The sequence below is a fragment of the Mesorhizobium sp. WSM4307 genome (genome assembly GCF_007003945.1).
Taxonomy (GTDB): domain Bacteria; phylum Pseudomonadota; class Alphaproteobacteria; order Rhizobiales; family Rhizobiaceae; genus Mesorhizobium.
Window position 1 is genome coordinate 100,429 of the sequence record NZ_VFTB01000004.1, and the last position, 22,880, is coordinate 123,308.

The 22,880-nt window shown below is 65.1% G+C and carries 11 protein-coding genes; 2 read left to right on the forward strand and 9 right to left on the reverse strand.

Going from position 1 to position 22,880, the window contains the following annotated elements:
• Positions 1-12: 12 nt before the first annotated feature.
• The 9 genes from FJV83_RS10565 to FJV83_RS10605 all read right to left on the reverse strand — a co-directional run bounded on the left by FJV83_RS10565 (position 13) and on the right by FJV83_RS10605 (position 14,575).
• Complete coding sequence (locus FJV83_RS10565) at positions 13-462, reverse strand: Rrf2 family transcriptional regulator (protein WP_095773862.1); 450 nt, start codon at positions 460-462, stop codon at positions 13-15.
• 250 nt (positions 463-712) lie between these two features.
• A complete protein-coding gene (locus tag FJV83_RS10570; protein WP_095773863.1) occupies positions 713-1,699 on the reverse strand; it encodes a sulfate ABC transporter substrate-binding protein in 987 nt (328 codons plus the stop codon).
• A gap of 224 nt (positions 1,700-1,923) precedes the next feature.
• The gene (locus FJV83_RS10575) at positions 1,924-2,964 is read right to left on the reverse strand and encodes a sulfate/molybdate ABC transporter ATP-binding protein (protein ID WP_142877806.1); all 1,041 of its coding nucleotides are present in this window, start codon (positions 2,962-2,964) and stop codon (positions 1,924-1,926) included.
• A 72-nt stretch (positions 2,965-3,036) separates the two neighbouring features.
• Complete coding sequence (gene cysW, locus FJV83_RS10580) at positions 3,037-3,921, reverse strand: sulfate ABC transporter permease subunit CysW (protein WP_095773864.1); 885 nt, start codon at positions 3,919-3,921, stop codon at positions 3,037-3,039.
• Positions 3,914-4,765 (reverse strand): sulfate ABC transporter permease subunit CysT, encoded by an 852-nt coding sequence (gene cysT, locus FJV83_RS10585; protein ID WP_095787685.1) that lies wholly within the window; start codon positions 4,763-4,765, stop codon positions 3,914-3,916. Before cysT ends, cysW begins: the two co-directional genes overlap by 8 nt.
• Positions 4,766-4,848: 83 nt before the next feature.
• Positions 4,849-5,877 carry a sulfate ABC transporter substrate-binding protein gene (locus FJV83_RS10590; protein ID WP_142887144.1) on the reverse strand — a complete coding sequence of 343 codons (1,029 nt, stop codon included), beginning with the start codon at positions 5,875-5,877 and terminating at the stop codon, positions 4,849-4,851.
• 204 nt (positions 5,878-6,081) lie between these two features.
• Complete coding sequence (locus tag FJV83_RS10595; RefSeq protein WP_095773867.1) at positions 6,082-6,813, reverse strand: M15 family metallopeptidase; 732 nt, start codon at positions 6,811-6,813, stop codon at positions 6,082-6,084.
• Positions 6,806-8,896 (reverse strand): penicillin-binding protein 1C, encoded by a 2,091-nt coding sequence (pbpC, locus tag FJV83_RS10600; RefSeq protein WP_245318174.1) that lies wholly within the window; start codon positions 8,894-8,896, stop codon positions 6,806-6,808. Before pbpC ends, FJV83_RS10595 begins: the two co-directional genes overlap by 8 nt.
• Positions 8,897-9,076: 180 nt before the next feature.
• A complete protein-coding gene (locus FJV83_RS10605; RefSeq protein ID WP_142887143.1) occupies positions 9,077-14,575 on the reverse strand; it encodes an alpha-2-macroglobulin family protein in 5,499 nt (1,832 codons plus the stop codon).
• 271 nt (positions 14,576-14,846) lie between these two features.
• Between FJV83_RS10605 and FJV83_RS10610 the strand changes: the two genes are divergently transcribed.
• Both FJV83_RS10610 and FJV83_RS10615 read left to right on the forward strand, forming a co-directional pair.
• Positions 14,847-16,775 carry an autotransporter assembly complex family protein gene (locus FJV83_RS10610; RefSeq protein ID WP_142887142.1) on the forward strand — a complete coding sequence of 643 codons (1,929 nt, stop codon included), beginning with the start codon at positions 14,847-14,849 and terminating at the stop codon, positions 16,773-16,775.
• 1 nt (position 16,776) lies between these two features.
• On the forward strand, positions 16,777-22,830 hold the full coding sequence (locus tag FJV83_RS10615) for a translocation/assembly module TamB domain-containing protein (protein WP_142887141.1): 6,054 nt from the start codon (positions 16,777-16,779) through the stop codon (positions 22,828-22,830).
• Positions 22,831-22,880: the final 50 nt, after the last annotated feature.

Genomic DNA, 22,880 nt, shown 5'->3' on the forward strand with positions numbered 1-22,880 from the left:
CTGGCCGTCGATCTAAATCTGCGAGGACAGCTCGACCGGGAAATCGTCGTTATCGGCATCGCGCATGGCGGCGAGGCTTCTGTTATCGAGCACCTCGGCAATCGCCTGGCGCACTTCCAGCATCATGTGCCGGACCTGGCAGGTCGCCTCGTCGCAATCCTCGCAGCGCTGGTACTGCGTGCGGCTGGCGCAGGGTATCGGCGCCAGCGGGCCGTCCAGCACGCGTACGACATGGCCGATCTTGATCTCGGAGGCAGGGCGGGCGAGGCGATAGCCGCCTTCCTTGCCTTTGCGGCTCTGGACGAAGCCGGCATTGCGCAACTCGCCCAGGATGGCGTCGAGGAATTTCTTCGGGATGTTGTTGGCGACCGCGATGTCGTTGACGAAGGCCAATTGGCCGACCGGCAAGCCGGAAAGATGCACGAGGGCCTTGAGGCCGTATTTGCCTTTTTTTGTCAGCATGCCCGAGTCAACCCGTTGAAGCCCCAACCACCCCGCATCTGGCGGCTGTTTGTGTGCAAATAATGACGGTTTCGCCGCGCGATGATATTTCGCGAAAACAAGACGCCGAATGGCACGTTAGGCACAAACGCGTTGATTCTTTGTAACGTTTTGCCGGGATGGCGCCGTATTCGTCCCGGCGGATGGCAGAAACGAAGAAAGCCGGCTCATTGCCGGCTTTCCTCATCTGTTCAATCCATAAGGCAACCCGTCAGCGGCTGCCATAGGCCTGGTCGAGCAGGCCGCCCGGGGCGAAATGCTCTTTCTGGATCTTGTCCCAGCCGCCGAAGACGTCTTCCACAGTCAGCAGGCGTACCTGTGGGAAATCGGCCTTGTATTTGGCGGCGACGGCCGCATCACGCACCCGGTTGCCGTTCTGGGCGAGGATGTCCTGGCCCTGCGGCGTGTAGAGGAAATCGAGATAGGTCTTGGCCAGTTCGCGCGTGCCGTGCTGGTCGGCGACCTTGTCGACGATCGCCACCGGGAATTCGGCGAGCAGGCTCACCGAGGGCGTCACCTGCTCGAACTTGTCGTCGCCGTACTCCTTGCGGATGCCGCGCGTCTCGGATTCGAAGGTGATCAGCACGTCGCCGATCTCGCGCTGCACGAAGGTGGTGGTCGCGGCGCGGCCACCCGTGTCGAAGATCGGCACGTTGTTGAACAGCTTGGTGATGAACTCCTTCACCTTGGCGTCGTCGCCCTTGAAGGCTTCTTTGGCGTAGGCAGTGGCCGCCAGATAGGTGTAGCGCGCATTGCCGGAGGTCTTCGGGTTGGGGAAGATCACCTGCACGTCGTCGCGCACCAGATCGTTCCAGTCCTTGATGTGCTTGGGATTGCCGGCGCGCACAAGGAACGAAGGCAGCGAATAGAAGGGCGAGGCATTGTCGGGAAAATCCTTCTGCCAGTCGGCGGAGACGAGCCCTTTCTTGACCAGGAAATCGACATCGGTGACCTGGTTGAAGGTGACGACATCGGCGCCAAGGCCCTCGGCGATGGCGCGCGCCTGCGCCGAGGTGCCGGCATGCGACTGGTCGACGGTCACGCCCGGATGTCCGGCGACGAAGGCCTTGTTGACCTGGACGAACAGTTCGCGGCCAACGTCATAGGAGGCGTTGAGCAGCTTGTCGGCCGACCAGGCTTGGGAGGATGCGAGGAACAGGCCGGCAACAGTGGCAACGCCGAGGAAAAATCGCTTCATGAAAAAGGCTCCGGATGCAATGCGTATGCTAACCATAGCCGTGGCGCAGGGGGCGGGGCGAGGCATCGAGGCGAGGGCCTGGGTCTTGTTGCTAGAAAAACTGTTGCCCGAACAGGTGGATCGTAGGATTTTCTTTCAAGAGGGTCATGCTGTATAGCGGATGAAAGATTAGGTCACTGCCATCGGGCGAGATGTCCCTTTGGCATACCAAAGTCGCCGTGGTCTCACGCCGCCGGAAACAGCTTCCAACGCCCCGGACGGAACGCCACCCGGCTCTTCTGGGCCGCGGGATGGCCGACAGGCAGTTCGATCTCGACCCGCTGGCGCTCGCCGCCGATTTCGAGTTCGACGCGCCGGGTGCCGGCGACGCGGCGGCTGGCGGCGACCGTGCCGGCGATGCAGCCGCTGCAGCCGTCGAGCAGTTCGACATCGTGCGGGCGAAAATACAGCGTCGCCTCACCCTCGGACGCATGCGGCGCCGACAGGCCGATCGGGCGGTCGGCAAGCCAGATTTCGCCATTCTCGACCTTGACGGGAAGTGAGCTCGATTCACCGATGAAGCCGTAGACGAAGGGCGAGTTCGGCGTGTCGTAGATATCGTCGGCGGTGCCGACCTGTTCGATGCGGCCCTGGCTCATCACCACGACGCGGTCGGCAAGCTCCAGCGCCTCTTCCTGGTCGTGGGTGACGAAGACGGTGGTGTGGCCGGTGCGGTCATGGATCTCGCGCAGCCAGCGGCGCAGTTCGCGGCGCACCTGCGCATCGAGAGCGCCGAACGGTTCGTCGAGCAAAAGCACCTTGGGTTCGATCGCCATGGCACGCGCCAGCGCGACACGCTGGCGCTGGCCGCCGGAGAGCTGTGCCGGATAGCGCTTTTCCAGCCCCGAAAGCTGGACGAGGTCGAGAAGCTCGGAGGCGCGGCGGCGGATTTCCTGCGCCGGTGGCCGCGAGGACCCGTGCCGGACTTTCAGGCCGAAGCCGATATTGTCGGCCACCGTCATGTGCCGGAACAGCGCATAGTGCTGGAAGACGAAGCCGACATTGCGCTCCTGGATCGACTTCTGCGAAGCATCCTCGTCGCCGAAGAAGATCTTGCCGCGCGTCGGCCGTTCCAGCCCGGCGATCAGCCTGAGCAGCGTCGTCTTGCCGGAGCCGGACGGCCCCAGCAAGGCGATCAGCTCGCCCGACTTGATGTCGAGCGACACGTCATGGAGCGCCGGAAACCGCTCGAACTCCTTGCGCACGTTGGCAACGCGAACTTCCATACAAATCCCTTTGTAGTTGATGCATGTCGTTGTCCCAAAACCGGCTCCCACTTTTGGGCGACATGCATTTAGTCAGTGTCCGCGCGTCGCGGCGAGTTCGGCGCCGTAGCGCATCTCGAGCAGTGTTTTCAAGACCAGCGTGACGAGCGCCAGCCCGGCAAGCAGTGAAGCGACGGCAAAAGCACCGACGGCATTGTACTCGTTGTAGAGGATTTCGACATGCAGCGGCATGGTGTTGGTCAGGCCTCTGATATGGCCCGACACCACCGACACCGCACCGAATTCGCCCATGGCGCGCGCGTTGCAAAGCAGTACGCCGTAGAGCAGGCCCCATTTGACGTTGGGCAACGTGACATACCAGAAGGTCTGCCAGCCATTGGCGCCGAGCGAAAGGGCGGCCTCCTCGTCGCCATTGCCCTGTTCCTGCATCAGCGGGATCAGTTCGCGGGCGACGAAGGGGAAGGTGACGAAGACGGTGGCCAGCACAATGCCAGGCACGGCGAACAGGATCTGGATGCCATGCGCCTTCAGCCACTCACCGAGCAACCCTTGCGCGCCGAACAGCAGCACATAGACCAAGCCCGAGATGACCGGCGAGACCGAGAACGGCAGGTCGATCAGCGTGGTGAGAAACGCCTTGCCCTTGAACTCGAACTTGGCGATCGCCCATGCAGCGGAGATGCCGAAGACGACATTGAGCGGCACAGAGATCGCTGCGACAAGCAGCGTCAGACGGATGGCCGAGCGAGCGTCCGGCTCGCCCAATGCCAGCGTATAGGCACTGATGCCTTTCGCCAGCGCCTCGTGGAAGACGATGATCAGCGGCAAGAGCAGGAAGACGCCGAGGAAGACAAAAGCGATCGCCATCAGCACGGCTTGCGCGGGACGGCTTTCCGTCACCGCCGCCGAGCGGCTCTCATGGTAGGGTTCGTAGGATTTGATTTCGGGATCAGCCATAGCGCTTGCGGCTCCATGTCTGCACGAGATTGACGACCAGAAGCATGACGAACGATAGAGCCAGCATGATCGCCGCGATCGCGGTCGCCGCCGGGTAATTGTATTCCTCCAGCCGGATGACGATCAGCAGCGGCGCGATCTCGGATTTGTAGGGCAGGTTGCCGGCGATGAAGATGACCGAGCCGTATTCGCCGACGCCGCGCGCGAAGGCCAGCGAGAAGCCGGTGATGATGGCCGGTGCCAGGCCTGGAAACAGCACGCGGGTGATGATCTGGAAGCGGTTGGCGCCAAGCGTGGCGGCGGCTTCCTCCACCTCCCTGTCGATCTCCTCCATGATCGGCTGCACCGTGCGCACGACGAAGGGCAGGCCGATGAAGACCAGTGCCACGACGATGCCAAGCGGCGTGTAGGCAACCTTGACGCCGAGCGGCATCAGCAATTTGCCGATCCAGCCATTCGGCGCATACAGCGTGGTGAGCGCAATGCCGGCGACCGCGGTTGGCAGGGCGAAGGGCAGATCGACCATGGCGTCGACGATGCGGCGGCCGGGAAAGCGGTAGCGCACCAGTACCCAGGCGACCAGCGTGCCGAAGACGACATTGACGGCCGCCGCGAGGAAGGCGGTGCCGAAGCTGATTTCCAGCGCATTGATGGTGCGGCGGTCGCTGGCGATCGCCCAGAATTCAGCCCAGCCGAGCGAGGCCGAGCGCCAGATCAGCCCGGACAGCGGGATGAGGATGATGAGGGTGAGGTAGGCAAGCGAGAAGCCGAGCGTCAATCCGAAACCTGGAATGACACTCGGCTGCCTGAATCGCCACCCCGCCTGAGCGGGTGCTGTGGTCATGGAGTTCTAGAGCGTCCCTTCTCACTCAACCAGATTGTCGCCGAAGAAGCGCATTCACGGGCTTCTTCGGGCTCTGCCCAACCTCACTGGGCCGGCTTGTAGATCTGGTCGAATATACCACCATCGCCGAAATGATAAGGCTGCGCCTTCTTCCAGCCGCCGAAAAGCGGATCGTCGATGGAGATCAGCTTGATGTCGGGGGTCTTGGGCAGATCCGCCGGCGCCACCAGTTCGGGCTTGGCCGGACGATAGTGGTTCTTGGCGATGATCGTCTGGCCTTCCTTGGAATAGAGCCAGCCGAGATAGGCTTCGGCCACCTTGCGCGTGCCCTTGGCATCGACGTTGGCGTCGACGATAGCCACCGGCGGCTCGGCCAGGATCGATGTCGGCGGATAGACGATCTCGAAATTGTCGCCACCGAATTCGTCGAGCGCCAGATAGGCGTCGTTTTCCCAGCCGATCAGCACGTCGCCGATGCCCTTTTGCGCGAAGGTGACGGTCGAGCCGCGCGCGCCGGTGTCGAGAACCGGGGCATTGGCGTAGAGCTTGCCGACGAATTCCTTGGTCTTGGTTTCGTCGCCGCCATCATGGGCGTTGGCGTAAGCCCAGGCGGCCAGATAGTTCCAGCGGGCGCCACCGGAGGTCTTCGGATTGGGTGTGATCACCTGGGTGCCGTCCTTGACCAGGTCGCTCCAGTCGTGGATTCCCTTGGGATTGCCCTTGCGGACCAGGAAGATGATGGTCGAGGTGTAAGGCGCTGAATTGTTTTCGAATTTCTTGCGCCAGTCGGGATTGATCTTCTTCGATTTGGAGACGATTGCGTTGATGTCGCCCTCGAGCGCCAGCGTCACCACATCGGCGTCGAGGCCGTCGATCACGGCGCGGGCCTGGGCACCCGATCCGCCATGCGATTGCTGGATGGTGATCGCCTCGCCGGTCTCGGCTTTCCAGTGGGCGGCGAAGGCCTCGTCATAGGCCTTGTAGAGCTCACGCGTCGGATCATAGGACACGTTGAGGATGGTGGTGTCGGCAAACGCGAAACCGAGCGTGCCGAACTGGACAGATGTGGCGACCAGTGCGCCGAGCAGTTTCCGGAAATGAGGTTTGGTCATTTCTGCCTCCGTTGAACCCGGGCCAAATCTAGCGAATTGATAGAAATTAGATGCATCGAATGTTGCCTTTTTTGCCCTCCTGAAGAAAATCTTCGACGATCTCCTGCCGCGTCGGGAAATATTTTCCTCGCCGGCGCCCGGCGCGGATTCGAGGTCCTAACTAGGGATGCGCGGTGCCGAGGCAAGGCCGCATGGTCCGGCAAATCACTCGGCGCTCACCGGGAAATCGAAGCGCTGGGTGGGAAGGGGCTCATGCCGGAGCGTATAGTGCCACCATTCCCGCGCGTAGTTCTTGAAACCGCCGGCACGCATGGCCTCGACGAGCAGCTTGCGGTTTGCTGTTGCTTCATTGCCGAGCGGGCGATGCGCCGTCTCGCTCGTCGGGTCGAAACAGTCGAAACCGCTGCCGAAGTCGAGCGTATCGGCATCGATGGCGCCGCAGGCGGGTTTGGCGACGGATGGGCCGTCGGCCCGCGCAATCGCGACATCGACGGTCGAACCGCGCGAATGGGTCGACAACTCACCAACATAGCCCTTGGCGATGAGGTCGCCACGCCGAACCCCGGGATACCATTGCGGATCGGGCGGCCCGCCTTGTCGCGTCCAGTCGCCCATGTCGGCGACGGCACGGGCAGGGCGGTAGCAGTCGAAGACGACCAGCGTCAGGCCTCGAGCGGCGATTGCCTGCTGGACGCCGGCAAGAGCTTGCGCCGCCTGCGAGGTGAGGATGCAGAGTGGTGCGTCGTAGCCGGTCACCTTGCGGTGCAGGAAATTGTCCGCGCCGGCGTAGCGGATGTCCTGGCGGATGGACGGGGCGATATCGACGAGGCGGACGAAGCCGGCGGGGAGGCCCTCGGCATGTGCCGGCAGAACGGAAGCGACAACCGTCAGCGCATAAAAGCCAACGCGCAGAATCGCCTGGCTCACTCTATTCAACGAACACTTTCACGCTGGCCGCTCGCCCGGCCGCGTCGATCACGGTCAGCGTCGAGTAACCGGTGCCGTCCGGTTGCCAGGTCGCGGTGCGGCGGCGGTCGATGCCAACCAGCGGTTTGCCGTTCGCAAGCCAGCGGAACGGCGCACGGCCGCCCTGCAGCTTGAGCACCAGCGGCGTGGCGTCGGCGGAATTCGTGGCGAGGTCGACGCGGGCGCCGTCCGGCGGGAAGATGATCGTCGGCGCGGGCTCGGTCGGTGTCGCCTGCACCAGGCCATCGGCGCCAGCGCCGAAGCGGGCTAGCGTCACCGGCAACTCCTCGCGCTTGGGGGTGAAGGCGCCGGGCGGCTTGCCCGGCAGCGGCACGGTCGCAAGGCCTGAGCGGACAAAGCCCTCGAACAGGATGGGAGCGGCCGAGACATAGCCGGAAAGGCCCGGCACGGCGCTGGCGTCCGGGCGACCGACCCAGACGCCTAAGACGTAGCGGCCGTCGAAGCCGACCGACCAGGCGTCGCGGTAGCCGTAGGAGGTGCCGGTCTTGTAGGCGATGCCGCGCTGCAAGGCGCCTTCCGGTGGCTTGACCCCCGACAAGATGTCGATGATCTGCCAGTTCGCCTGGTCGTTGAGGATGGTGGCGGTGGTGCGCTCGGCATTCGTCGGCTCGGTGCCGTCATGCAGCGTGTGCGTCTTGCCGCCATTGGCCAGCCCCGTATAGAGCTGGACGAGATCGCGCAGCGTGACGCCAACGCCGCCGAGGCCGATGGCCAGGCCCGGCGCCTCGTTGACCGGCAGGATCGGGTTGACGCCGGCCTGACGGAAGCGCGCGGTCAGCCGCGCCGGGCCGACCGCATCGAGCACGCGGATCGCCGGCACGTTGAGCGACAATTGCAGTGCCTGGCGGACGCTGACATCGCCCTGATAGCCCATGTCGAAATTCTTGGGCCGGTAGCCGCCGAAATCGACCGGGCTGTCCTCGATCAGCGTTTCCTGCGCCACCAGCCCCTGTTCGAAGGCGAGGCCATAGATGAACGGTTTCAGCGTCGAGCCGGGCGAGCGCACGATCTTGGTCATGTCGATCCAGCCCGAGCGGCTGGCATCGAAGAAATTGGCCGAGCCGACTTCGCCCAGAATGTCGCCGGTGCGGGAATCGGCCAGCACCATGGCGACGGACAGACGCGGTCCGAGCTTGGTCGCGGCGTCCCTGGCCACCTGTTCCAGTCCTTCCTGAACGCTCTTGCGAATCGTCAGCTTGAGCGGCTCGCCGGGAACGGCCCTGGGCAGCATCGCATAGGCGGCGTGCGGGGCAAGCGCCGGCAAGGCGCGGCGCAGGCCCGACACGTCGTCAAGGGCGGCGCGCGCGGCCTCGCGTTCGCCGATCAGGCCGGACGAGACCATGCGGGTCAGTACGCGGTCACGGGCGGCATGGGCGATTGCGAGGTTGCGGTCGGGCCGGCGCTTCTCCGGCAATTGGGGCAACGCGACGAGCAGGGCGGCTTCCGAAACGGTGAGTCGCTTCGGCTCCTTGCCGAAATAGGCAAGCGAGGCGGCGCGCACGCCTTCGAGGTTGCCGCCATAGGGCGCCAGCGTCAGATAGCGTTCGAGGATCTCGCGCTTGGAGAGCCGCCGCTCGATCTGGATGGCGCGCAGCATCTGCTTGATCTTGGAGCCGAGGCTGCGGCTTTCGCGCGGCTCGATCAGACGGGCCAGCTGCATCGACAGGGTCGAGCCGCCAGAGACGATGTGGCCGCTGGCGGCGAACTGGCCGGCTGCGCGGCAAAGCGCCAGCACGTCGATGCCCTGATGGTCCCAGAAGCGTTTGTCCTCATAGGTGACCAGCATGTCGACGAACTGCTTGTCGACCTGGTCGATCCGGGTTTCGAGCCGCCAGTAGCCGTCCGGCGTGGCGAAGGCGCGCAACAGCTGGCCGTCGCGGTCCTGGACTTCGGTCGAGACCGTGAGTTCCGCCGGCAGCGGCGGCGGGAAGGCGCGGTCGAGTTCCCAGAGGGTGGCGACGGACACCGCGAGAATGCCGGCGCAGGAAGCTGCGGCGATCGCTGCGCGACGGAGCAATTTTTGCGAGAGCATGGCGCCGCCCCTCATCCGGCTGCCGGCACGACGGCCCTTCGGGCGTTCGCCGTTCGAAAAGCCAAGCAGTTGGCTTTTCGTCCGCTGCGCGGACCACGGCTCACCTCCCCGTATGGTGACGGGGAGGAGGAAGCTGTCATTAGCGCCATCGCCATTTGCATGATCGCCACGATAGGCACCTTACGGCGCCTTGATTTCCATCATGCCGGTGGCGGTGCGGGCCGAGTATTGCGGCCGGTACATGTCTTCCACGGTTGCCGCCGGATGGGCATAGGTGCCCGGCGTCACCGCGCGCACGACATAGGCGAGCGTCAGATTGTGGTCGTGATCGCCGTCGGCCGGGTTGAACGCCGCGACGAAACGGTCGTCGCGGAATTCGAGATGAGCCGCGTCGGTCTGCGCCAGCCAGGAGAAGTTCGTCAACTGCGCGCTGGAGACCAGGCCGGGATTGTCTATCTCGAAGCCGGCCGGCAACAGGTCGGTGACCAGCAGGCGCGACGGCCAGCTGTTCTGCTCGGTGACCTTGAGCACGACGACATAGCGTTCGTTCTGGGTTGCCTCCGTCACATTGGCTTCGGTGCCGTCGAGCTTGTAGTAGGTGCGGCTGATGCTGAAGCCGTCACCGCCGGCCGGCAGTGGCTGGATCGGCGACGCCACGGTGGTGACGACGGCCTGCAGCGGGGTCTTGCCGGTGTTGGCGATTTCGAGCGGGCTTTCGACCAGTTCGGAGCCGTTGACCTGGTTGGAATAGCCACCCGAATGCGGCGCGCCATTGACGGAAAGCGTGATCGAATCATTGCCTTCCTTCAGCGCGCGGGCCGCCAGCAGCATCCAGGAATCGTCCTGGGTGCTGGTCCAGCGCACTTCGGCGCGTTGCCGGGTCACCAGCTTGATCAGCTCCGGCACGACCGACGAAACCGGCTTCGATTCCGCCGCCAGCGACAGCATTGCCGCGCCGTCACGCAGCGCCGAACCGTAGTCGGAGCGGTACCAGTCGTAGTCGGTGCTCGATTTGGCGAGCTGCAGCGCGGTCTTGAAGGTCGCCTCCGAGCGCTGGGTGTCGCCGTAGAGCGCAAGGCTCGCAGCCAGCTGGGCAACGGCCATCGGGCTCGAGAAGGCTTCGAGCTGGGTGTCGGCGTAGTAGCGCAGATCGCCGATCGAGGCCTTCTTGTTGCGGGCCAGGACGTAGAGGGCGTAGGCGATCTCGCTGCCGCGGTCCTGTACGCTCTGGTCGTAGCCGAGCGAGTTCTGCAGATTGCTCAGCGCCTGGTTCATGGCAAGAGCCGGCACGTCGTATTTCTGCTCGCGCGCCCTGGTCAGGAACTCGCTGACATAGGCGTCGAGCCACAGATCGCCGGAGCCCGGGCCCCACAGGCCGAAGCTGCCGCTCGAGGACTGGTAGCTCAGCACCTTATAGATGGCATCCTGGATACGGCCATGCAGGTCGGGGTCGCTTTCCATGCCGACGCCCGAGGCCATCTCGTTGACATAGAGAAGCGGCATGGCGCGGCTGGTGGTCTGCTCGGCGCAACCATAGGGGTAGCGGTCGAGCGTCATCAGGAGCGAGGGCACGTCGAAGGCAGCCGCCTGCGAAACGCCGACGCTGACGGTAGCGCCTTCCAGCAGGCTTGCCGCCAGCAGTTCCTTGTCGACGCGCAGCGCGCCGCCATTGCCCTTGAGGTCGACCACAAGGCGCGTGGTGACCGGCAATTGCGCCGGGCGCACCGGCACGTAGAGCGTCTGTTCGACCTTGGTGCCGTCGGCATGCGCCAGCTTGATGGTGAGCGAGGCATTGCCCGGCGTCTTGGCGATCAGCGGCACGGTCAGCGTCTGGCGCTTGCCCTGGGCGAGCGTCAGCTTTTGGGGCAGGGGCTTGTCGCCCGTCGACAGGTCGCCTGTCGTGTCGATCGAGAAGGCATAGTCGCCGGCCGGGCCGTCGGTGTCGGCCACGTCAAGCCGCATCACGGCATTGTCGCCGGGCGCCAGGAAGCGCGGCAGGCCGGCGGTGATGACCACCGGGTCGCGCACGATGACATCCGACTGGGCATGGCCGACCGCTTCCTTGGTCCAGGCGACGGCCATGACGCGCACGGTGCCGTTGAACTGCGGGATGTCGAAGTCGATCCGTGCCTTGCCGTCGGCGTCGAGCTGGACCGGGCCGGAGAAGAAGGCGACCAGCTTTTCGGTGGGCGGGCTACCTTGCGCCTGCATGTTGGCGCCGTCGCCGCCGGTCCTGAGCTTGCCGGTGGTGCCCAGCGAGCCGTCGATCAGGCGGCCATAGATGTCGCGGATCTCCATGCCCAGCATGCGCTGGCCGAAGAACCAGTTCTCTGGGTCGGGCGCCTTGTAGTTGGTCAGATTGAGGATGCCGACATCGACGGCGGCGACCATGACATAGGCGTTGGTGCCCGGCTGCACGCCGGCCACGGAAACCGGGACCGACAGCTGCTGGCGTGGCATCGTCTTGTCCGGCGGCGTCAGCGTGACCGCTAGCTTCTTGGTGCCCGGATCGACCTTCAGCCATTTCACGCCGATGGCGCGGGCCGGCATGCGCGTCTCCTGCGCATCGCCCGGCCGGAACAGGGTTGCCGTGACATAGGCGCCGGCGCCCCAATCGTCACCGACGGGAATGTCGATGGTGCTGCCGCCGGCCGGGACGGTGGCCGTGATGGTCTTCAACAGCTTGTCGGAACCGATATTGATCAGAAGTTCGCCGGCAAAATGCGGCGAGACCTTCAGCTTGGCCACTTCGCCCGCGGCATAATTGTCCTTGTCGAGAGCGATCTCGAGGCCGTCAGGCGTTTCGGTGGTGGTCGAGGCGACATACCAGCCGGCGTCGAACTCATAACTGGTGGCCGGTCCCTCGGGATCGGAGGTTTCGACCTCGAGCCGGTATTGGCCCCAATCGACGGGAACGGAAACGGTGGCGTCGCCATCGGCCCCGAGGTCGATCTGGCCATTGGCGATCGACTTGGTGAAGGTCACCGGCTCGTAGCTCCACGAATTGTTGGAGCGGTACCACTGGTAATTGCGTTCGACCTTGACCAGCGTCCACTGCGCGCCTTTCAGCGCCTCGCGCTTGCCGGCCGGATCGACCGCAATCAGACTGAATTTGGCCGTGCCGCCCTGCGGCACTTCTTCGTCGGCGAAGTCCGGACGGATGCCGATCATATGGCCTTGCGGGCGAATGCCGATGTCGAGCGAGCGCTCGATGGCGCGGCCACCGGTTTCGCGCATGCGCACCGTCACCTTGCCGTTGACCAGCTTGGTGGTCGAGGGCAACTGATCGACGGTAACAGGGAAGGTCGCCTTGCCGTCATCGCCGACCACCGGCAGGTTGGTCAGAGGCGTCACCGTGGGCTCAGCCGACTGCTCATCGGCGAGGCCGAAGGAGAAGTTGGGGAAGCGGTCCCAGTCGCGCGCCGTCGACAGCGTCAGCTCGCCTTCCAGCGCCAGGCCCGCCGCCGGCGCGCCATAGAGGAAGCGGCCGTCAATGTGGATGTTGGCGGTTTCGCCGCGCTCGATCTCCTGCTTGTCGGCCTTCATGTCGAATTCGATGCGATCCGGCACGAAGTCCTCGACCAGGAACATCTGGCTGGCGACCGCCGGCTGCTTCGGATCGGTGTAAATCGACGCCGACCAGGTGCCGCGCATGGCGTTGGGTTCGAGCGGCAGGTCGACGGCATGGCCGCCGACCGAAGCGCCGTCGCTGACGATGCGGCGGTCCTCGACGCCGTCGGGACGCGAGAAGATGAAGGTCAGCGGCAGGTTCTCTACCGCCTTGGCGGCGCCATCGCGGGCAAGGGCGGCGACATGGACATCCTCGCCGGCGCGGTAGATGCCGCGTTCGGTCCAGGCATAGACGTCGAGCGCGCCGGGCGCCGCGCGCCCGGTGACGCCACGGTCCGACAGGTCGAAGCCGGCCTTGGACATGTCGAGGAAGACGAAATCATTGTCGCCCTGCTTGGCCATCAGCACGGCGGGCACCATGCCGCCGTCGCCGCGCGTCAGGCCGGGGTTGAAGACCGCGTGGCCGTCGGCATCCGATGTCGCGGTGCCGAGAATCTCGTTGTTGCGGGCAACCAGCGTCAATTCGGCGCCCGCTATCGGCTTGGCCGAGCCCAGCGAACGGGCAAAGACATTGAGCCCATCCTGGCCGGTATAGGTCGACAGGCCGATGTCGGAGACGACGAACCACTGCGTGGCCAGCGAATTGTAGTCGTCGCCCTTGCCGTCGACGGCCTGCGCGGTCAGCACATAGACGCCGGGCTTGCGCTGCGGCAGCGCTTCGTCGACCGGGAAGGAGGTGGTGACCTCCTTGTTGAGGTCGTTGACGATGTCGAGCTTGCCCTGCCAGACAGGCGCGCCCATCTGCTCGGAAATGTTGGAAATGTCATAGCCGTCGAGCTGGTGCAGGAACTGGTAGCCCGACAGAAGCTGCGCCAGCGAGCGGTCGCCGATGCGGTAGAGCTTCATTTCGGCGGCGTTCATGTTGACGGTGACGACCGGAATGCCGCGGCGCGCGCCGGCCGGCAGCACGAAACTGTCACCGGTGAAGCGGGCGGACGGGGCGCGGTCCTGCACATAGATCGACAGCACCACGGGAGCGGCGGTCACTTCGCCGATGGCCGCCGGCAGGCCGGCGCGGAAGGTGACGTCGTAATGCTGGCCGTGTTCGAGGCCTTCGACGCAGATCTGCTTGTCCTTGGCCTCGACGCCCTTTGGCGGTGCATTGTCGACAGTCACGAACTGCGCGTAGTCGACGCCGGTCTTGACCAGTTCCTCGGAGAATTGCGCGCAGATGCGGGGCGCGCTGGTGTCGGCATCGATGCTGTGGTCGACGACACGGAAACCCTTGCGGGCCTTGAGATCGGCATAGTCGGCCTGCACGGCCGGCGACGTCACGAGCGCAAGGCTCGCCTCATAGGCCTGCAGCGCCGGGCGGTAGAGATCACGCTTGTCGAGGCCGGCGCCAAGCAGCGCCAGCACGTCCGCGCGCGTCTTGGTGGTGCGCAAGAGCTTATAGGCGTTGAAGGCGGCCGAAGTGGCGTTCATCGGCAAGGTAGACGCTTCGGAGGTGTTGGTGGCGGGCTGCACGGCCAGCGTTTCACGCGCCAGGTTGAGCCAGAGCTGGCCATCGTCGGGCATCACCGAGACCGCGGCCTCGTATTTCTGCATGGCGGAGCGATGGTTGCCGGTCAGCACGGCCTGTTCGGCCGAGTTGATCAGGGCGGCCATGCCTTCGGTCGGCTTGTCGAAGGCCGGGCCAAGCAGCCTGTTGCGGTACTGCTGGGCCTGGTCGGCCATCCAGTTGGGGAAGAAGGTCAGTTCCGGCGGCGCGCCGATATCGGGATCGCCGTCAATGTTGACGACCTTGCCGGCGATCGCGCCATTGAAGGACTTGAGCTGGTTGTAGTCGGATTTGAGAAAGCACCATTTGGCCTTGGTGTTGTAGGTGAAGGCACGGCAGGCCGGATCGCCAAGGCATGTCGTCTTGCACTGGTCGAGGGTGACATTCTGATCGGATCTGAGATCAAAGCCGAAATAGTCGGAATTGTCCGTCGTTGCGATTCGCCGGGCCTCGGCCGCTTGCGCGACACCGTTCCAGGCCAAGACATTGGCCCAGGCGAAGAAGAGAAGGATCAGGATTGACAGACCACGAGCCGCGCGCATTGCCATTACACCCTCCAGACAATTGCAGACGTCCAGGCATGTTCAAGCTCCAGTCAAGCTTGTCAACTCAGGACGCGGCAGGGTTCCGCCTGCCAACGGTTTCCTTTCCGGCCGATGACCGGTAGTACCTCCATAGGACAGGGGATCACGCATTCTTGCGGCGACGCAAAAGGTGTGAATTCCAAGCCCGTCCTATTTCAGACAATTGGATTGTGGCCCCTTTACGAGCGCTTCAGAACTTCATTCCAATTTTAGTTTTGTAACCTAGGTTGTCTTAATGCCGGCGCATGAAGAGCAGATGTCAGGAGGGATCGCGCCAGGGCGCGTGCTTCCGCGCGCCCTGCTCTTGGCCATGATGTGCGCAACCGCGTTGGTTGCCGAATCAAGGCCTGCGGCCGCTTTCGAGCTTTTCGGCATCAAGCTGTGGGGATCGTCCAACGACGAGGACGCCGATATCGTCGATCCGCTGCGCTATGCCGTGACCATCACAGCGCCCGATGCCGACAAGGATCTGGTCAAGAAGCTCGAAAACGCCTCGGCGCTGAAGGGCGATGAGGACCGGCCGGTTTCCGGTTCGCTCGGGCTGATGGCCAAGGCGCGCAGCGATAGGGAACAACTGGTCGCCGCCCTCTACGCCGATGCCCGCTACGAAGGCGTGGTCACCATCACCATCGACGGCAAGCCGCTCGACGACTTGCCGCCGGACGCCGAATTCAAGGGTCCGCAGCCGATTCCGGTGGCGATCAATATTGCCGCCGGCCCGAAATTCACACTCGGCAACATCAGGCTGGAGGGCGATGCGGCGGGGCTGATGAGCGCCGATTACGGTCTGATATCGGGCGGCGACGCCGGGTCGGGGGCGGTGCTCAAGGCCGAGGCGCTGATCGTGCGGACGCTGAAGGAGCAGGGCCGGCCGCTGGCCAAGGTGACCGACCGGCAGATCGTCGCCGACCATGCCACCTCGACGCTCGACGTGACGCTGACGGTCGCGGCCGGGCCGGTCGCCGGATATGGCGCGACCACGGTGGAGGGCACGGAGAAAGTCGACCGCGATTTCACCGAATACATGACGGGCTTGAAGCGCGGCAAGCAGTATTCGCCGCAGGAGATCAGCGACGCACGCGACAGGCTGCTGGCGCTGGAAGTCTTCAACAGCGTGACGTTCAAGGAAGCCGACAAGCTCGATGCCGACGGCAACATCCCGATCGACGTCCAGGTCAGCGAGCGCAAGCCGCGCTATTTCGGCCTTGGCGGCACCTTCTCGAACACGGAAGGGCTGGGCCTGGAGGGCTATTGGGGCCACCGCAACCTGTTTGGTCACGCGGAAAAGCTGCGTATTGATGGCGCCATCAGCGGCATCGGCAGCAACAACCTGTCCGAGCTGAACTACAATGCCGGCATCATGTTCGAGAAACCCGGCGTGATCGGGCCGGCGTCGAAGTTCTTTGCCAGCTTCAAGACCGTGCTCGAGCATCCGGATGCGTATGACCATTTCTCGGTCAAGGGCAGCACCGGCCTGTCCTATGAACTCGACAAGAAGCAGACGGTCTCGGCGGAAGTGGCGCTCGACTATTCCAGGATCACGGATGCGTTCGGCAAGCACACCTACCTCATCGCCAGCGTTCCCCTGCAATATGTCTATGACAACAGGGATAGCAGGCTGAACCCGACCAGGGGCTTCCGGGTGCTGGCCTATGCCGAGCCGAGCTACGACATTCTGAGCGGTGCGGCCTTCCTCAAGCTGAAGGGCGAGGGATCGGCCTATCAGTCGCTGGACACTGCCTCGAAATTCGTGCTGGCCGAGCGCGTCGCCGTCGGCTCGATCGTCGGCACCGGGCTGCAGAACGTTCCGGCCGACCGGCGCTTCTACTCCGGTGGTGGCGGTTCGGTGCGCGGCTATGCCTATCAGGGCATAGGCCCGAAAGACTTCACCGGCCAGCCGATTGGCGGCCTGTCCTTCTTCGAGACCTCGGTCGAAATGCGCATAGCCGTCACCGATACGATCGGTATCGTGCCGTTCGTCGATGCCGGCACGGTGTCGACCAAGTCGGTTCCCAACTTCTCCGACGTCAAGGTCGGCGCCGGTGTCGGCCTGCGTTACGTCACGCCGTTCGGGCCACTGCGCATCGATGCGGCCGTGCCTCTCAACCGCGATCCCGGCGATCCGCATTTCGGCATCTATGCCGGCATCGGGCAGGCGTTCTGACATGAAGACGGTGTGGCGCATCCTTCGCATTGTCCTCTACACGCTGCTGATCGTGGTCGCGGGCGCGATCGGCGCGCTCGTTGTCCTGACCAAGACTGAGCGCGGACGCGATAATCTCGCCGGCATCATTTCGCGGCTGGCTTCGAACGACGACCGCAAGATCACGGTCAGCGGCATTGACGGCATCTGGTCGGGCGCGCTCAGCGTCGACCATGTGGTGCTGGAAGACCGCCAGGGCGCCTGGCTGGTGGCGCGCAAGGTCGCCGTCGACTGGTCGCCGCTGGCGCTGCTGTCGAAAAGCTTCAGTGCAGGCCGCATAGCCGCTGAGCGCATCGAACTGGCACGCCTGCCTGTGGCCGGCACGCAGCCGCCGGCGCAGGGCGGCACGGCGACGCTGCCGGTTTCCATCGACATCCGAGAGATCGACCTGCCGGAAATCGTGCTTGGCCAGCAACTGGCCGGCAGCGGCATCGCCGAACTCGCCGCCAAGGGGATGCTCAAGGCTGACGCGGCGCCGCTGGCGGTCGAGACGGTGCTCAACGTCACCCGCCATGACGGCAAGCAAGGCAATGTCGCCGCCAAGATCCACTTTGCGCCGGCAGACAACAGGCTGGACCTTGACCTCAAGGCATCGGAGCCGGCCGGCGGCATCATCGCCAATCTGCTCAAGCTGCCCGATACGCCGCCGGTCGACATAGCGGTCTCGGGCACCGGACCACTGGCCAACTGGAATGGCATCGCCACATTCATGGTCGACGGCAAGATCGTCACGCAACTGACGGGCCGTCATCAACTCACCGACAAGGGCAACCACGTCGAGGCCAAGGGCGACGGCGAGTTCGCGCCCTTCCTGCCGGAAAATCTGAGGCCGCTGTTTACCGGCAAGACCAGCTTCGATGTCGCGGGCACCGCGACATCGGCCGGCGGCATCAGTGTCGACCGGGCCAGCGTCGAAAGCGACGCGATCCATGGCACAGCCACCGGCATCGCCGACCCCGCCGGCGCCAGCGATCTGTCGGTCGAAATCGCCGCCAAAAGCGCGCCGGTGCAGATCGTTGTGGGAAGCGCGGCGCAACCGATCACTGTCGCGATCAGGAACGCCACCGCCCGCGCCTTCGGCGACGGCAAGGCGCCGATCATCGATATCGGTGCCTCGCTGGCTTCGGTGGTGGCGGGCGGTACCCAGCTCTACGATATTTCGGCACAGATCCATTCCGACGGCTTCGACATTCAGAACCGCGCTGGGCCGGTCGCCGTGAAGCTGGCGGCGGGCGGGCTGAAGACCGACGTGGCGACGCTGGCGCCGCTGATCACCGGCAAGGTCGATGTCGACCTCGCCGGATCGCTGAGCAAGGACGCCATCGCCATCGACCAGGGCACGCTGCGCTCCGATGCGCTCAATGCCTCGCTGACGGCGACGGTGGCACTTGCCGACCTGTCGATGCGGCTCAAAATGAACGCCGACGCCGTGGCGACGGCCTTGCCGCCGCAGATCGCCTCGGTGCTTGGCGCACGGGTGAAGTTCTCGGCCGCCGCGACGCGCGATCCACAAGGAGCCTTTGCCGCCAACTCGATCTCGTTGACCTCCGGATCGCTTAGCGCCAGCGGCACCGCCAGCATGCAAGGCACGGATATCCAGGCCGACATCAAGGGCAAACTGGGCGACGTGTCGGTGTTGTCGCCGACGGTCGGCGTGCCGGTTGCCGGCGGTGTGGATTTCGCGCTGTCGGCAAGCGGCGCCAGGACGGCCCCGGATTTCACCGTCTCCGCCAACAGCGACAGCCTGACCGCCTCGGGCCGCACGGTGAAGGCGATCAAGCTGACGGCAAGCGGCAAGGCGGACATAGCGAGCCCCTCGGCCGATGTTTCGCTGACCGGATCGGTCAACGACCAGCCGCTCGATATCAAGGCGGCGCTGGTGACCAGCGAGGGCAAGCGCTCGATCAACGGTTTCCTGGTCTCGCTCGGCGACAACAAGGTTTCCGGCGACCTGGTGCTCGATGACAGGTTCATGCCGCTCGGCACGCTGACGCTCGCCGCACCGGCAATCGACCAGCTGGCGGCACTCGCCGGCCAGGCCGTGACCGGCGACATCAACGGCACCATCCTCTTTGCCAAGGACGGCGACGCACCCTCCGTCACCATCGATGCGAAAAGCACGTCTGTCGCGCGTGGCGAAGTGACGGCCAAGGCGATTGCCGTCAACGCGCTGATCGCCAACTATCTCAAGGCGCCGGCGATCTCGGGCACCATCAAGGCCGACAGCGTCACCTCGGGCGCCACCGAGATCAGCGGCATCGGCGTCGACCTGAAGCGCGACGGCGACTGGACCAATTTCACCGGCGGCGCCACCATAGCAGGCATTCCGGCGACCGCCGCCGGCCGGGTCAAGATTGCTGAGGGCACCACCAGCGTCGAGATTGCTTCGGGCGAAGCCACGGTTCGCGGCATCAAGGCGGCAATCGCTGAACCCTCGACCCTGACCATCGCCAACGGCACCACCAGCATCGAGAAGCTGGCGCTCGATGTCGGCGGCGGTTCGGTGACGCTGTCGGGCAACGCCGGCCAGACGCTCGATCTCGCCGCACAGTTTTCCGCGCTGCCGGCGGCCCTGGCCAATGATTTTGCCCCCGCGCTCGATGCGGTGGGAATGCTCGGCGGCGCTGCGCAAGTGACTGGAACGCCGGCTGCCCCCGAAGTTCGGTTCAACGCACAGCTTGCAGGCGTCGAAACCAGCCAGACCCGCCAGGCCGGGCTCGGGTCGCTCGCGGTCGACGCGGCCGGCACCTACACCCTGGCCGGCGGCGTCGTCCTCGACCATGCGACGCTGTCCGGCGACAAGATTTCCGGCGAGGCCTCCGGCACCATCAATCCGAACGGCGCCAGCGATTTTGCCCTCGACCTTACATCGTCGGGACCGAGCCTGCCGCTGACGGTCGGAAGCGCCGCGAGCCCGGTGAAGATCGAGATACGGTCCTTGTCGGCCAAGGCGGCGGGCGAGACCGCGCGAGCCCGCCTGGACGTCTCCGCGATCCTGCCTTCGGTCACCACCAGCCCGGCGAAGGTGGACGGGCTTGTCCTGGCATTGCATTCGGATGCGTTCGATCTCAAGAACCGCGCCGGACAGGTTTCCGGCACGGTGTCGGTGGACAAGGTCGGTCTCGACAATGCCGTTATCGCACCGCTGATCGCCGGCAAGGTGACGGCCGCGCTGAACGCCCGGCTGACGTCGGACGGCATAGCCATCGACAGCGGCTCGCTCAAGAGCGATGCGCTGAACAGCCAGGTCGCCGGGCAGGTGTCGTTGCGCGATGGCGCCATCGACCTGAAGCTGAGTGCGGATGCCCCGTCATCGGCCTTGCCGGCGGCGGCGCGCGGCATGCTTGGCGAGCGCGCGCAGATCAGCGCCACGCTGAAGCGCGATCCCAACGGCAGCATCAATCTCGATGGGTTGAAGCTGGTCTCGGGCGGACTGACCGCACAAGGGCGGGCGAGCCTTGCCGACAACAAGCTGGCCGCCGACATCACCGGCGCCCTTGCCGACATCTCGCCGCTGTCGAAGGACGCCAAGGGCGCCATTGCCTTTGCGCTGAACGCACAGGGCCCGGCCATCGCCCCCGATCTGTCGCTGACGGTCAACAGCGATCGGCTTTTGGTGGCGGAGCGCGAGATCACCGGACTGAAGCTCACGGCTACCGGCAAGGCGGATGCCGCCAACCCGGCCGCGAACGTGCAACTGACCGGCAATGTCGCGGGACAAGCCTTGCAAGGCAGCGCGGTGCTGGCGACGGCGGACGGCAAGAGCGCCATCAACGGCCTGCTCCTGTCGCTCGGCAAGAACCGGATTTCCGGCGATCTGGCGCTGGACGACAAGTTCGTACCCGAAGGCACCATCTCGCTCGACCTGCCCGATATCGGCCCGCTCGCCGCGCTGGCGCTGGAAAAGGCGGAGGGCGACGTGCGCGGCACGATCGCCTTCACGAAGAACGGTGCCGCACCTCAGGTCGCCATCAAGGCGGCCACCGCCTCGATCACGCGCGGCGATCTCCAGGCGAAGGCGGTTTCCATCGATGCGCTGATCGCCAATTATCTCGCCGCACCGGTGACCTCGGGCAAGATCCGCGCCGACACCGTCAAATCGGGCGGCACCGTGATCAGCGGCATCGATGTCGATCTGAAGCGCGACGGCGACTGGACCGGCTTTTCCGGTGGCGCCACGGTCAAGGGCATTCCGGCCAAGGCGGCCGGCCGCGTGAAGGTGGCCAATGGCACGACCACCATCGAACTCGCTTCCGGCCAGGCGACCGTCCAGGGCATCAAGGCGGCCATCGCCCAGGCTTCGACGGTCAGCATCGCCAACGGCACGACGACGCTGGACCGGCTGGTGCTCAACCTTGGCGGCGGCACGGCGACGGTGACCGGCAAGGTCGGGCAGGCGCTCGACATCAACGCGGCGCTGGCGAAGGTGCCGATGTCGCTCGCCAACGGTTTCTCGCCGGGTCTCGATGCCGCCGGTTCGATTTCCGGCACGGTGAAGGTGACCGGCGCGCCGGCGAGCCCTTCCGTAGCCTTCAACATAGACGCGGCCGGCGTGCAGACGTCGCAAACCCGAGGCGCCGGCGTCGGCGCGGTCGGCGTTGCCTCCTCCGGTACCTTTGCCGGCAACAAGCTGACCTTCAACGCCAATGTCAGCGATGGCGCCGGCCTTGGCCTCAAGGGCGGCGGCACGGTGACGACGGCGGGCACGCCGGCGCTGGTGCTCGACTTCAATGGTGCCGTGCCCTTCGGCATGCTCAGCCAGAAGCTTGCCGCGCAGGGCTTGTCGCTGTCGGGAACAGCCACGGTCAATGTCCAGGTGCGCGGCCCGGCGACGTCGCCTGTCGTCGGCGGTAGTGTCAGCACATCGGGCGCGCGGCTGGTCGATGCCCGCTCGGGCCTGGCCGTCAACGATCTCGCGGCCGATGTCTCGATCGGCGGCGGCGTCGCCAGGATCAACCGCCTGACCGGAACATTGTCGACGCGCGGCAGCCTGTCGGCCAGCGGCACGGTCGGCATCAACCCGGCGCAAGGTTTTCCGGCCGACCTGTCGATCAAGCTCACCGACGGGCGCTATACGGACGGACGCGTGGTGACCGCCAATCTCGGCGGCGACCTGACGATCAAGGGGCCGCTGGTATCGGCACCGGCGATTGCCGGCGCCGTCAATCTCGCCAAGACCGTCATCACGGTTCCGGATAAGTTGCCGGGCTCGCTCTCGGCGCTCGACGTCAAGCACAAGAACGCGCCCGGCGCCGTCAGCGCGCAGGACAAGGCGCTGCGCCCGGCAACGACGTCGGGCAAGAGCGGCGGCAGCGGGCTTGCGCTCGACGTCACCGTCAATGCGCCGAACCAGATCTTCATCCAGGGCAGGGGCGTCGATGCCGAACTGGGCGGCTCGCTCAGGCTGACCGGCCCGGCCTCGTCGCCACAGGCCGTCGGCACCTTCACCTTGCAGCGTGGCCGGCTGTCGATCCTGGGCAAGCGGCTGACCTTCACCGAGGGTACGGTCGGTTTCTCAGGCTCGCTGGTGCCCTATCTCAACCTGACGGCGACCACGACGACGGCCAGCGCCACCGTCACCATCGTGGTGTCGGGCGAGGCGACCAATCCGAAATTCACCTTCTCCTCGGTGCCGGCGCTGCCCGAGGACGAGGTGCTGGCGCAATTGATCTTCGGCCGGTCCATGTCGAACCTGTCGCCGCTGCAGATCGCGCAGCTGGCCGAGGCGGCCGGCCAACTGGCTGGCGTCGGTGGCTCGACGTCGCTGCTGGAGAACCTGCGCAGCGCCATCGGCGTCGACGATCTCGACGTCACCACCGACGACAAGGGCGGCACGGCGGTCTCGGCCGGCAAATACCTCAACGACCGCACCTATGTGACCATCCAGAAGGGCGACAAGCCGGGCTCGGGCAAGGCGACCATCGACCTCAATGTCGGGCGTGGCGTCAAGTTGCGTGGCGAGGCGACGGACGCCGGCGAGGCCAAGGGCGGAATCTTCTACGAAAAGGAATATTGAGGGACTGGCCCTCACCATTGCCGGGACTGGCGCTGTCGTAACCCGTGCCA

Bases quoted from the DNA above. Each gene is read 5' to 3' on its own strand.
- FJV83_RS10590 (WP_142887144.1), bottom strand. From the start codon at position 5,877: ATGACCAAACCTCATTTCCGGAAACTGCTCGGCGCACTGGTCGCCACA.
- FJV83_RS10615 (WP_142887141.1), top strand. From the start codon at position 16,777: ATGAAGACGGTGTGGCGCATCCTTCGCATTGTCCTCTACACGCTGCTG.
- FJV83_RS10610 (WP_142887142.1), top strand. From the start codon at position 14,847: ATGCCGGCGCATGAAGAGCAGATGTCAGGAGGGATCGCGCCAGGGCGC.
- cysT (WP_095787685.1), bottom strand. From the start codon at position 4,765: ATGACCACAGCACCCGCTCAGGCGGGGTGGCGATTCAGGCAGCCGAGT.
- FJV83_RS10565 (WP_095773862.1), bottom strand. From the start codon at position 462: ATGCTGACAAAAAAAGGCAAATACGGCCTCAAGGCCCTCGTGCATCTT.
- pbpC (WP_245318174.1), bottom strand. From the start codon at position 8,896: ATGCTCTCGCAAAAATTGCTCCGTCGCGCAGCGATCGCCGCAGCTTCC.
- cysW (WP_095773864.1), bottom strand. From the start codon at position 3,921: ATGGCTGATCCCGAAATCAAATCCTACGAACCCTACCATGAGAGCCGC.
- FJV83_RS10570 (WP_095773863.1), bottom strand. From the start codon at position 1,699: ATGAAGCGATTTTTCCTCGGCGTTGCCACTGTTGCCGGCCTGTTCCTC.
- FJV83_RS10575 (WP_142877806.1), bottom strand. From the start codon at position 2,964: ATGGAAGTTCGCGTTGCCAACGTGCGCAAGGAGTTCGAGCGGTTTCCG.
- FJV83_RS10605 (WP_142887143.1), bottom strand. From the start codon at position 14,575: ATGGCAATGCGCGCGGCTCGTGGTCTGTCAATCCTGATCCTTCTCTTC.